Source organism: Actinomadura sp. 9N215 (assembly GCF_044326345.1).
Lineage (GTDB): Bacteria > Actinomycetota > Actinomycetes > Streptosporangiales > Streptosporangiaceae > Spirillospora.
This window is the reverse complement of sequence record NZ_JBIRBA010000004.1, coordinates 344,981-357,575: the sequence shown is the minus strand read 5'-3', so window position 1 is coordinate 357,575 and position 12,595 is coordinate 344,981. Positions and strand designations below refer to the sequence as shown.

Sequence of the window (12,595 nt, the reverse complement as noted above, 5' to 3'; positions counted from 1 at the left end):
CGACGGGTCCGGCGTCAGCAGAAGTAGGACGCCGACGCGGAACCGCCGGGCGAGACCGTGACGGACCCGCTCTGGCCGCCGAGGCAGATGGTCGGCTCGTCGCGCGACACCCGGATGCCGCCGCTCTGACCCGCGTTGAGGTGCCCGGCGCCGCCCGCCCGGATGGGCCCGGACGTGCCGGTCACGCGCCAGTTCACCGGCCCGCCGACGGCGGTGATCGTGATCACGCAGGAGTCGCCTCTGCCCATCTCGCACCCCGACACCCGGAGGCTTCCCGGCTTCGGGGGCTTGGGGTCGTCGGTGTCCGGGGGAGGAGGCGACTTGGTCGTCGGGGTCTTCGACGGCGTCTTGGACGGGGACTTCGACGGCGACGTCGACTCGGTCGGAGACGCCGACGTGTCCGTCGGGGCCGGGCCGGACGACGACGGGTCGCCGCCCGAACTCGATCCGCCGCCCGGCACCGGGTCGTTCGACGCCGCGTTCGACCCGTCGCCGCCGCCGAGCCACGACATCGCGCCGACGAACAGCACGACGGCGCCGATCGCCACGGCGACCGCCGCGATCAAGGGCGCGCGGCGGCGTGGAGCGCGGTCGCGGGCGCGGGCGGGCGACGGCTCGTAGGGGAGCGGCCAGCCGTACTCGTCGAACGGCTCCGTCCACGCGGCGATGGCGCGGCGGTTTCCGGCGCGGTCCTCGGCGGTCGCGGCGGTCAGCACGTCCAGCCGCAGCTCGGCGGGGATCGCCGCGATCGGCAGGACGGACAGCAGCCGGTCCGGCGGCAGCGGCGGGGTCTCCCGCTCCCCGCACACCGGGCAGTTCTCCACATGCCGGACGAGCGCGGCGGACGTCTGCGGGGACAGCGGCCACGACTCGGTCAGCGCAGCGACGCTCGGGCAGTCCTTCCAGTGGTTCTGCGCGATGAGGGACGCGTGCAGCGCGGCGGCGAGGTCCTCGCGGGCCTTCTCCACGAGCGCGAGCGTCTCCTCCAGCGGCATGCCGAAGATGCCGGACAGGTCGACCTCGTCCAGCTCGTGCCGGACCGACAGGTCGATCGCCTCGCGCTGCCGCCCGTTGAGCGCGGCGAGCGCGCTGTGCGCGAGCAGGCGGCGCTCCTCGCGCCTGGCGAGCTGATCGTCCGTCAGGTCGTCGTCGGCCTCCGGCGCCTCCTGCCCGGTGTGCCGGTTCGGGCTGTCGCGGCGGCGCATGCACTCCTTGCGGGCGATCGCGTACAGCCAGCCGCGCAGCCGGTCCGGCTCGGTGAGCCGGTCGATGTGCTCGCGGGCGGCGATGACGACGTTGCGCAGCGCGCCGGCCGCCTCGACACGGTCGCGGAGCAGCCCATGGCAGTAGTCGTAGAGGAACGGCGCGTAGGTGTCGTAGACCTCGGTCAGCGCGATGACGTCCCCGGCTCGCAGCGAGTTCGCGAGCCTGAGGTCGTCGTCCCGCCCGGGCCCTGGCTCACCGGCCACAGGGAACCCTCCCAGTCGAATTCGGTGTGTTCTTGATCGAGCCCCCGTGAGCGCCGACACCCCGTCGGCCCACTCTTGGTTGCCTGATCTTGCCACCAAGTTGCTGAGATTTCTCCACTATGAGCGGATATCAGTGACCGAAGCGGTACACGCCGTGGCCGTCTCGCCTAGTGAGCAGGCCCCTCCGGCCACAAAATGTGATCTAGGTCACGTTTAGCTCAGCGGCCTCAGCCGCCACTCCGGTCGCCGCCCCCGTCGCCCGGGCACTGCCAGGAGACGGACCGGGACTGGCCGCCGGGGGAGAAGGACACGGCCGCGGAGCCCGAGCCGGCCTCGCGCCCTTCGCAGGAGAGGCTGACCGTCGCGCTGCTCGACCGGCCGTTCGGGAGCGTGCCGCCGCCGCCACCGGTGAGCGGAGATCCTGCGGACGCCGACCATCTGACCGTCCCGCCGGACGCGCTGACCGGGATCGTGCAGCTGTCGCCAGGGCCGAGGACGCCGCACTGGGCGCCGCCCACCGTGAGCCGTCCGGTCCTGGGCCTCGTGCGGGTGGGCGTGGGCGTGGGTGTGCGGCGTGTGCGGGTCGGCGTGGGAGTGGCGCTGGTGGGGGTGGGAGTGGGGGTTTCGCTTTCGGTGGGCGTCGGGGACTCTGACGGTTCCTCGGATTCGGACGGCAGGCTCGAATCGGGGGCGGACGCCGACGGTCCGGGCGGTGAGCCCTGTGCGCTCGTCCCTTTGCCGGGTGAGTCGGACATGACGAAGTAGGCGCCCACCACGATCACCACCACGGCGGTGACGGCGGCGAGCACCGGCCAGAGCGCGCGCGGGCCGTTCCGTTTCGACGCAGGGGGCGGGGCCGCGCGGTCGATGCTGACGGGCCAGCCCCAGGCGTCGAACGGTTCGGCCCGGTGCGCGATCGCGGCGAGGTCGGGGGCGAGCGCCGGGTCCGTGGCGGTGGCCATGACCAGGCCGCGCAGGTCGGTCGGCATCATCGCGACGGGCAGCACCTGCAGGAACCGCGCCGCCGATATCGTGCGGTCGCGCCGCGCGATGCACGCCGGGCACGTGTCGATGTGGTGGACGAGCTTGCGGACGGTCGGCGGCGGCAGCGGCCATCCGCCGTCGTCGGCGAGCGCGGCGACGCTGGGGCAGTCGCGTCCGTCGCGCGCGATGGCCGCGGCGGCGAGGGCGTCCTCAAGGCGGACACGGGCCTCGCCGGTCAGGTCCGTGGCGGCCTCCGCGTCGATGCCGAGGGCGCCGCCGATCTCCACGACGTCCAGGCCGTGCCGGAGCATGAGGTCGAGCGCCTCGCGTTCGCGTCCGCGCAGCCCGGACAGGGCGCCGTGGACGAACTGGCGGGCGTCCTGCCGCTGCGCCAGCTCGACGTCGTCCAGGAAGCCCTCTTCGACCTCGGGCGCCTCGTGGCGCTCGGCGGGACGGTTCGGGTCGCCGAGCCGCCGCATGCACTCGTTGCGGACGAGCGCGTACAGCCAGCCGCGGAACCGGTCCGGCTCGCGGAGGAGGGGAACGTGCGCGTAGGCGGCGATGAGGGCGTCGTGCAGCGCGCCGGCCGCCTGTTCCTGGTCGCGCAGCAGAGCGTGACAGTAGTCGTACAGGCGTGCCGCGTAACGATCCATGACCTGGATGAGGGCGCTTGGATCGCCTGCGGCCAGCGACCGCGCCAGGCGCTCGTCGTCGGCGCGGTCGAGAGTGGGCCATCCGGACACAAGGTCCTCCCGGGGCTGAGTCAGAATCCTCGTCCGCATCATCAGGGACGGGTTTGAAGATCCGCTGGGGGCGAACGCGCTCTCCCGGTCGGTCTTCCGGCCGGCGGCCTGGGAGCCGTCTCAACCGGTGGCCGGGGGTGCCGCCCCCGCCGGCCGCCCGGAATGAGGGCGGCTCACTCTCCCTGGACTCGGGCCAGAGGGGAAAGCGGGTCGGAGGCCCGACGGCCCCGCTCCCCGTCGGGCCTCCACCTAAATTGACGATCGACGCCCGCGCCCGGTTGACACGGATCGAGGGAAAAATCCGGAACTACCTGGCGCAATCAGATGATCACCGGATGGGGGTCATTGAATGCGGCGGGACAGCATCTGCAGAAAGATCTTCTTGATCTCCTGCGGCGTCATCGCGATCTGGACGCTGCCGTCCGTCGCCTGGGCGATCTGCTCCAGCTCGTTCCGGTCCACGCCCTTGCCGAATCCGATCATGTTGACCTGGATCGGCTTGTTCGGGTCCTGCATTTCCTTGAGCTGCTTCAGGGTCTGCTGCAGCGAGGGGCCGCCCGGGTCGTCGTTCTTCCCGTCCGTCAGCAGCAGGATGGAGTTGCCGAACTCCGGTTTGTACGACTTGTTCATCGCCTGGTAGGCGGCGAGCATCGTCCGGAAGAGGCCGGTGTCGCCGTCCGGCTTCGGCTTCATCTGCTGGAGCGTGGACAGGAAGAGCCCGCGCCGCGTGTTCGACCCGATCCGCTCGTTGAGCGGGCCGATCGAGATCATCTCCCGGTACGGGCTGTCGCCGTTCATCTTCGTCGAGAACAGCCACTGGCCGAGTTCGGTGTCGTCCGACATCATGCTCAGCCCGCCCTGCGACACCTGCGCGATGGCCTGCAGCCGGTTGACGTTGGGCCCGACCTGCTCGGCCATCGAGCCGGACACGTCGATCAGCGTGAGCATGCGCAGCCCGAGCGTCAGCTTCGACCACGCCTGCATGATCTTCGCGACGTCGGCGCTCTTCGGGGCGGGCAGCTGGCGCGGCCTGGCCGGGCTGACGCCGGCCTTGGCGTCGAAGCCGTTCGGCGCCTTGCCGTCCGGCGTGCGGAACCCCAGCGCGTGGACGTCGCTGCGCGTCGCCTCGGTGCTCATCGCCTTCTCCAGCAGGCGGGCGCCCTCGCGCCTGCCGTCGTCCTCGCTGGTGACGGTGAACGGGTAGTCCATCGACAGCGTGCCTTCGAGCGGGTACAGCGCGACCGCGGGCTCCTCCGGCCCGGCCTGGTTGTGCTTCCACAGCGCCTGCTCGGACGACAGCGAGATCGGCTGCTTGCCGGTGCGGCCCTTGCGGAAGTGCTTGAACTCCGCGGGCACGGTCGGGACGATGCTCTCCCTGACGGTGCGGACGATGCCGGTGAAGATCGAGTCCCGGTTCGGGTCGTTGGCCAGCAGTGTGCTGGTGATCATCAGCGAGCCCATGCCCGCCGCGTTCCGCATCGGGTCGGGCACGACCAGCCGCACCGAGCCCGCCGGGATCATCTGGTTCTTGGTCACCGCGCCGCCCGCGACGCCGCCCGCCGCCTTGAGCAGGTTGTCCCAGGACGGGCTCGCGGTGATGCCCTGCTGCTTGAGCTGCTGCGCGAGCGACTGCGGCAGCCCGACGACGATCGGGCTCGTCGCCACGGACGTCTTGGACGACACGGCACCGCCCTTACCGCCGCCCGCGCCGCCGCCCGCCTGCGCCAGCGACAGCCACAGCGACGAGTCGGGGATCCACACGTCCGGACGCTCGTTGGACGGGTTCGCCACGCCCTGCCCGGACAGCAGCGTCGACACCGTCGCCGGCTCGGTCTTCTTCACGGTGGCCTTGACGCACTTGCCGCCGGCCTTCTGCTTGGAGTCGTTGAAGCGTCCGGCGGCCTTCTCCACGACCGGCGCGATGTCGGGCGCCGCCGCGACCGTCAGGTTCATCGCGTCGTCGCCCGAGCAGCCGCCGCCGCTCTCGGCGAACGCGTACACGCCGACGCCCAGCAGCAGCGCCAGACCGACGGCACCCGCCATCGGCCCGATCAGCGCGGTCGCGCTCCGCTTGCGCTTGCGCCGCCCGGAGTCGTAGCCGCCCGATCCGCCGCCGTAGCCCCCCGACCCGCCATAGTCGCCGGACCCGCCGTAGTCACCGGACCCGCCGCCGTAACCGCCGCCACCGCCGGGCCCGCCGCCACCGCCGGGCCCGCCCGGACCGCCGCCGTAACCGCCGGAGTCACCCGCTCCGCCGGACGCGGCGCCGAAGAACCCCGCCTGCCCGCCGTCGGAGCTGCGGATGGAGTCGTAGTCGCTGTATCCGGTCCCGGCGAGCGGGGAGGAGCCCTCGGGCGGCGGGCCCTGCCGGCTCTCGGCGACGGTCTCGTCGAACCCGTAACCGCCGCCGCCTCCGGTCCCGTATCCGCCGGACCCGTACACGGGCTCCTCGCGCGACTGCCGTGGCGTGAACCACTCCGGCGTCTCGCCCGACGACGCTGGCGTTCCGGGCGGCGGACCGGACGGAGTTCCTGGCGGGGCTCCTGGCGGGGTTCCCTGCGGGCCCGCGGGCGGCTGGGCGACCGGCTGGCCTTGGCTGTCCCGCGTCCCGAACCAGTCGGAGGACCCGTCGTTGGCCGGGCCGAAGACGGGCGTGGACGGGTCGTACCCGCCCTCGCTCGCTCCCTCGGGGAAGTCATTGCGATGACGTCCGCTCATGCCCTGCCCTCGATTCACCAGAAACCCACCGATGTTCCACGGCACTGTAGTAGTACGAACTAGAGGTTACAAAGAACTCAAAAGTGATAATGACGCAGGTCATGAGCGTATGTCTCACCGATGTGGGAACCGCTCAGGGCCGTCACACCCTGCGAGCGCAGCGCCACGCTCGACTCAGGATCCGCCGTCCGCGCGGCGCGTGGGCCCCTGCCGTCCGGCCAGATCCGGCCTCGCGCCGTCCCCCGTCGTGTCGCGCGGCTCCTGTGCGTCCGGCGCCGGACGGTCACCTCGACGGAGCGCCTTCGCGACTCGAACGGGACCCGCGCCCCTCGCTCCACCGCGTGGCGTATTTCACTCCGGGGGTCGGCGTGCGTGCGTCGATGAACCTGTGGCGGTGCTCCGGCCAGCCCCGGCTTCCGCCATCCGGCATCCGGCATCGGATGCCTTGAGGCTGCTCGTCCGTCCCGGCTCACGAAGCCCCGGCCCGCACAAAGGCGTTCGATTACGCAGTGCATTCGCCGCATACCGCACTTCTCCGATGGGCCGACGCCGTTGTGCCGTCCCCAGTGCCCGCCCCGGAACGGTGAATGTCAAGGTCATCGCCTTACCGCTTCTGACAGAAGACGGAGACCGTTCCCGGCGACCGAATAACGTTCTTGACCGCCGAAGTCGGACGGTCCGCGGAAATGGACGCGCCGGACGCCGCCCATGGCGCGGTCGACGCCGCGTCCACGCCCCCTGACGCTCTGCGGGAGACTTGGGGGATGGCCAGCCTGGTTCCCGTCTCCGACCCCGCGGACCCGCGCCTCGCCGACTACGTGCGGCTCCGCGACGTGAACCTCCGCAAGAGCCTGGAGGCCGAGCACGGCCTGTTCGTCGCCGAAGGCGAGAAGGTGATCCGCCGAGCGGTCGCCGCGGGCCACCCCGTCCGCTCCCTGCTGATGGCCCGCCGCTGGTTCGAGCCGCTCGCCGACGTCCTCGACGGCCTGGACGCCCCCGTCTACGTCGCCGACGACGCGACCATGGAGTCGGTCGCCGGCTTCCAGGTCCACCGCGGCGCCCTGGCGTCGCTGGAACGGCTCCCGCTGCCCACCGTGGACGCCGTCCTCACCGGCGCACGCCGCGTCATCGTCTGCGAGGACATCGTCGACCACACCAACATCGGGGCCATCTTCCGGTGCGCGGCCGCCCTCGGCGTCGACGCCGCCGTCCTGGCGCCGCGCTGTGCCGACCCGCTTTACCGACGTTCGGTCAAGGTCTCCATGGGCGCGGTGTTCGCGCTGCCTTACGCCCGCATGACCGACTGGCACAACGGCCTTTCGACGCTGCGCGGACACGGCTTCCAGCTTCTGGCCCTGACGCCCGCGCCCGACGCCGTCCCGATCGACGACCTACGGACGGCCACCGGCCGCCGGGCGCTGCTGCTGGGTTCCGAAGGGGACGGGCTGTCGTCCCGCTGGCTGAACGAGGCCGACCACCGCGTCCGCATCCCGATGAGCGAGCACGCCCTCGCGCGCGGCGTCGACTCGCTGAACGTCGTGGCCGCCGCCGCGATCGCCTGCTACGGCCTCACCCGCTGATCACTTGCCGAACGCTGATCACTTGCCGAACGAGCCGTGGCGGGGACGCCGGTGCGTGCCCTTCGCCCGCTTCGCGGCCCCGGCCGACAGGCGCTTGCGGCCCAGCCGCGCCTGCGTCAGCAGCAGCGAGAACGCCACCATCAGCGCGGCCAGCCACGCGATCTGCGTGCTCGCCATCCGCTCGAACGTGAGGTCCTGCGCGACGGGCGCCTTGTTCCCCTGCAGGCGGCTCTGCGGCGACGAGATCTGCCCGGGCGCCACCGACGGGTTCGGCGCGTTCGGGCTCGTGATCGGCGGCAGCGCCACCTGCGGGTTCCGCGGATCGAACGACGAGTTCGGCGCGGGCGGAATGACACCGCCCGTCGTCCCGGTCCCGGACGAACCGCCACTGCCGGACCCACCGGACCCGGACCCGGACCCGCCAGAACCGCCGGAGCCGCCCGAACCACTGGAAGTGCTCCCCGAACCGCCGGAACCGCCGCTCTTGGACGGCGTGGCCGAAGGCTTCGGATCCTTCGTCGGCTTGGGCACGGTGAAGGTGACCTTGGCGGGCGGCGCGGCCTTCTTCTCCACATCGGTCGCGCTCACGGTGACCGTGATCGTCAGCGTGACCGCCTTCTTGGTGGACCTGGGGACGCTGACGCCGAAGTCGATCTCGTCGAACTTGGTCTCACCGGCGCTGTCGAGATCCTTGAGGGCGCAGCCCTGGCCGGTGAACGGCTCCTTGCATTCGCCGGTGATCGCCGCCTTGGCGGTGGTCGGGCTGGCCGCGATGTCCGTCACCTTGACGCCCTTCAGGATTCCGCCGTCGGCTTCGATGCGCACGCGGAACTTGGCTTCCGTGCCCACCAGCACCGACTTGTGTACGGCAGGGGTGACGGTCATCTTGAGCGCGCCGACCACCGGCGCCGACGTCCCCGTACCGGTCCCGGAGCCTGACGGGGTGGGGGACGGCGAGTCGGTCCCGGCGATGGCGGTCGCACCACCGGCGGCCAGTACGGCCGCGGCGCCGAGACCGATGAAGGCGGGTATGACCGCTGATCGGCAGATCACTGCCGCAGCACCTCCGTTGCGTCGCCGTTGAGCGCATGTGTCATCGCGAGGGTTCGCCTCGGGACACATGCGAACACGGATCTAAGGGTCAAATCAACCCCATCCAGAATCATGTGAACTCTTCACGAACATCTTCGACTTCTGTTTTCGGGGCCCATGTCTGCCAGATCCCCTGGTCGATGCGGTCCAGCCCGAGACTTTCAGCGACCGGGGCGCGTCCCCCTGAATATTCGACCCGCAGCCAAGTCTCGTGCTCGCCGACGACGACGAAGCGTTCACCGCGCCAGCGGCAGGTGGTCCGGACGTAGCGGAGATCCTCGATCTCGGACGCGGGGACGACGCGGCGGTACCGTCCGGGGCGCAGCTCCTCGAAACCGTCCGTCGGCGCGGGCGCGTACAGCCGGATCTCGCCGTCGGCGCCGGGCGCGGCCTCGAAGTCGCGGCCCAGCCAGCGCGCGACGTACCCGTCGCGGATCACTGCGCGGCCTCCGTCCGTCCTCCGCCCGAGGCGTCGGCGGACGCGTCCGGGCGGAGCCAGGCGAGCCGGTCGGGGTCGTACATGGCCACGAACCGCTCGGACCGGTCGACGCCCAGGTAGTACATCTCCGCCCCGAACGGCAGCCGGACGCTGTCCACCTTGTACTCGCGGATGGAACCGGCGCTGCCCGGCGCGAAACCGCCGCCGAGGAACGGCGGACGTTCGATCACCCATCCGGCGTCGCCCCAGGCGGCCAGCTCCTCCTCGTCCCGTCCGCCGAACGGGATCCGGTACAGGCCGGGACAGTAGGCGGGCCACCGGATCACGTACACGCCCTCGTCGCCGGGCGAGAACGACGAACCCTCGTACAGGAGACCCAGCGCCTCGTACAGCTGGACGGGCGCCTGCAACTCCGCCACGTCGTTCGTCAGATGCACGAAGCCGCCGACCCTGTCGTAGCCCTGTTCCAGGTACCAGGCGACATGGCCGTGCGGCACGACCTTCTGCATGATGGCCGGGGAAGCGCCGCGGTCGTCGAGGTCGGGCGCCGGCTGCTGCGGCGCCGGTTCGCGCCGCGGCGGCGGGAGCGTCCGCTGGACGGGCGGGACCTCGGGCCGCGCCGGGACGAGCCCGACCCGCGCCGCCCACTCGCTGAGCTCCCGCACCTGGTCGCCGCGCAGGGACGCGCCGATGTGCGTGCCCGGGTTGAGCAGCATCGCCCAGTCGTCCCGGGGCCACGCGCCGATCAGCTCCCGGAAGTCGGCGTACACGAACCGCGACTTCAGCAGTACTTCACGAAGCCGCACCAGCGACGTGAACACCTGCACCGACGACTCGGTGCGCAGCGCCGCGTCCCAGCGGAACTCGCGCTGCGTCGGCGTCACTTCGAGCGGCGCGTCGTCCGGGATCGGGACCAGCACGTTCGCGTTCAGCAGGACCCGCAGGAACGCGCCGGAATCGCCGGTCGACGCCGACTCGTACAACTCCTGGTCGATCCGGTTCCCGGCCTCGAACGCGGCGGCCTCGGGCTCCCGGACCGCCCGCAACGGCCGTCCGCCCGGCTCGGCGGCCTCGGGCCGTCCGGTGCCGGGGTGCCCGGTACCGGGGTGCCCGCCGTCCTCGCTCGCGTCGGCGCGGCCGCTCGGCCCTGCCGGATCGGACGCGTCCGCACCGCCGTGCGCGGCTTCACGCGCGAACCCCGGTTCGCCGGACGCTCCCGCACGCTCGGCGGCCGCGACCCCCGGCTCCTGCACGACTCCGAAGGGGCCGCCGAATCCTTCGGAAGCGCCGACGTCCGGCTCCTCGCGGGGCTGTGGCAGGCCGTTCCGCGCGTCGCCGGTGAACTTGGCCTGCTCTTGGTCGCCCGGCGGCGTCGGCGCCGGGGGTACGTTTTGCGCATCCCTGGGGTCGGCTGGCGGCGGCGAGCCGGCGGCGTGCCTGCCGCCCGGCGTTCCGCTCATGTCCGGCAGCGGGGACGGGCCTGTGGGGCTCTCTGCCGCTTCGTCCGTCCCGCCGCCCGGCATGCCGGACGAGCCCGGACCTTCCTGCGCGCCCGCCCCAAGCGCGGCGGAAATGTCGGACTTGGCCGGGCCTTCCCGTCCGGTTCGGGCGTCTTCGTCCCGCCTCGCGTCCGGAGCGTCCCGCCCGGTTTCGCCAGGCTGAGGGGCCGCACCAGATGCGGCGGGACCATGGTCTGCGGCAGGCACAGCCGGCATGTTCGGGCCGGGCTCCCCGAGCCCGCTCGGCTCAACGGACATACCCGGGAACCCGGACGCACCCGGAACACCGGACGCGCTCAGGTCGCCAGGCGCACCGGGATCGCTGGGCGCAGCCGGATCGCTCGGGGCGGTGGATGCCGTCTCATCGGCCGGGCCTGCTGATGCGGCGGGCGTCGTGGACACGGCGGGGTCGCGTCCGGTCTCGCCAGTCCCTGCGCCGGGCATCGCCGGTGCGGCGGGTTGCGCGGGGGTGGCGGGCTGCGCAGGGACGTTGGGTTGTGCGGGGGTGCTAGGGATCGCGGGGGTGTTGGGCTGTGCGGGCTCATCGAGGGGTTCGGGTGGGCCGGCGTGGCGGCCGCGTGGACGGTCCGGCCCCGCATCGCCTGGGACGCCGACGCCCGGGCCCTGCGCGGCCGGTGCGTCGGGCTCGGCAGGGACGGCGGGCGCCACCGGCACGGCAGGGGTCTCCGGCGGCGGAGGTGTGGACGCGGACGGAGGCGTCGCCGCGGTGTCCGGGCCGCGCAGCGAGCGGACCTGGTCGCCGGGCATGGTCGCGTCGATGGGCGTGCCGGGGTTGAGGACGAGCGTCCAGCCATTGTCCGGCCAGGCGGCGACCATGTCGTTCAGGCTCGGCATGACGAACCGGGACGAGCCGATGGCCTCGTTCATCCACTTCAGCGACGTGAAGATCTGGATGGAGGTGCGGCCGTGGACGGGCACGGGCCGCCACGGGAACCCGGGGTCGCCCGGGTCGATGCCCCACGGGGTGTCGGGCTCTGCCGGGACGAGGACCTGCGCGCCGAGCAGGATCGAGAAGAAGGTGTCGGTGTCGCGGCGGCGGGCGGTGTCGAAGAGGCGCTGCTCGATGTCGTTCTGCGGGTCGAAGCCGTCCGTCATGCGCTGCGCGGCGCGCTGGTCGGCCCAGGTGGCGAGGCCGGGGAGCTGCTGGGCGAGGACGGTGCCTCCGGCGGGGGAGCCGGAGTTGATGGCGAGCAGCCAGTCGTGGTCGGGCCAGTAGCGCAGCGCGACGGTGAACGGCAGCTTGATGTACTCGGTGCCGGTCCCGGCGGCGTGGGCGGCCTCGATGAGGCGTTCCGGGGACGTGAAGACGGGCACGACGGTGGAGCCGTCCACCTCCCGGGTCTGCCAGGGGAAACCGGGACGTCCAGGACGCAGCGTGTAGTCGGTGTCGTCCGGGACGGGCAGCAGCACGTCCGTGGCGGCGAGGGTCTGCAGGAAGAGGTCGTGGTCGTTGTTGGCCGCGGCGCGGAGCAGTTCGCGTTCCACGTCGTTGGCGGGCTGGAACTCCGTCCGGGACGACGACGATTCGCGGGGCAGGTCGCGGTGCTGGTCGCGGAGCTCCTCCCAGGGCGCGGCCGCGCGGCCGACCTGCGGCGGGCGCCCGTCGCCCCCGGCGACCTGCCGGACGAACCAGGACGGCAGCCGCGACTCGATCGGCAGCGCGGCCCCGACGCCGCGGGCCGGGACGTCGACGGCGAGCCACCAGCGGTCGTCGGGCCACGTCTCGGCGATGTCGCCGAACCTGACCGTCATGAAGTGCTGGTAGGTCTGGCCGAGGCAGGCGCGCATCGCCGCCGCCGACGTGTAGACCAGCACGTGGACCCGGCCGTCCTCCTCCTGGGTCGGCCAGGACGGCTGCGTCTCGTTGGCGAGCACGCCGTCCACGACGTCCGGCGGGACGGGGACGACGAGCTCGCTGTCCGCGAGGAGGCGGAAGTAGCTCTCCTGGTCTCCGGCCCGTACGGTCTCCTCCAGTCGGTGCTCCAGATCCGACGTGGGTCGCCACGCGTCGGCCACGGTCGCCACCCCCTGTTTCTTCCGTGCTCGTCCC

The 12,595-nt window shown here is 72.4% G+C and carries 7 protein-coding genes; 1 reads left to right on the top strand and 6 read right to left on the bottom strand.

Annotated features, from left to right (window positions below):
- Positions 1-14 precede the first annotated feature (14 nt).
- The 3 genes from ACH34T_RS09730 to ACH34T_RS09720 all read right to left on the bottom strand — a co-directional run bounded on the left by ACH34T_RS09730 (position 15) and on the right by ACH34T_RS09720 (position 5,914).
- Positions 15-1,469 (bottom strand): RNA polymerase sigma factor, encoded by a 1,455-nt coding sequence (locus ACH34T_RS09730; protein WP_395991674.1) that lies wholly within the window; start codon positions 1,467-1,469, stop codon positions 15-17.
- A 227-nt stretch (positions 1,470-1,696) separates the two neighbouring features.
- The gene (locus ACH34T_RS09725) at positions 1,697-3,196 is read right to left on the bottom strand and encodes an RNA polymerase sigma factor (RefSeq protein WP_395991673.1); all 1,500 of its coding nucleotides are present in this window, start codon (positions 3,194-3,196) and stop codon (positions 1,697-1,699) included.
- A gap of 342 nt (positions 3,197-3,538) precedes the next feature.
- Complete coding sequence (locus ACH34T_RS09720; RefSeq protein WP_395991672.1) at positions 3,539-5,914, bottom strand: substrate-binding domain-containing protein; 2,376 nt, start codon at positions 5,912-5,914, stop codon at positions 3,539-3,541.
- Positions 5,915-6,678: 764 nt separating this feature from the next.
- Here ACH34T_RS09720 and ACH34T_RS09715 point away from each other — a divergent pair.
- The gene (locus ACH34T_RS09715) at positions 6,679-7,494 is read left to right on the top strand and encodes a TrmH family RNA methyltransferase (RefSeq protein WP_395991794.1); all 816 of its coding nucleotides are present in this window, start codon (positions 6,679-6,681) and stop codon (positions 7,492-7,494) included.
- 18 nt (positions 7,495-7,512) lie between these two features.
- Here ACH34T_RS09715 and ACH34T_RS09710 read toward each other — a convergent pair whose 3' ends face one another.
- The 3 genes from ACH34T_RS09710 to ACH34T_RS09700 form a co-directional block, all read right to left on the bottom strand.
- A complete protein-coding gene (locus ACH34T_RS09710; protein WP_395991671.1) occupies positions 7,513-8,547 on the bottom strand; it encodes a hypothetical protein in 1,035 nt (344 codons plus the stop codon).
- A 109-nt stretch (positions 8,548-8,656) separates the two neighbouring features.
- Positions 8,657-9,025, bottom strand: a complete 369-nt coding sequence (locus ACH34T_RS09705) for a hypothetical protein (RefSeq protein ID WP_395991670.1) — start codon at positions 9,023-9,025, stop codon at positions 8,657-8,659.
- On the bottom strand, positions 9,022-12,570 hold the full coding sequence (locus ACH34T_RS09700) for an SseB family protein (RefSeq protein ID WP_395991669.1): 3,549 nt from the start codon (positions 12,568-12,570) through the stop codon (positions 9,022-9,024). Before ACH34T_RS09700 ends, ACH34T_RS09705 begins: the two co-directional genes overlap by 4 nt.
- Positions 12,571-12,595: the final 25 nt, after the last annotated feature.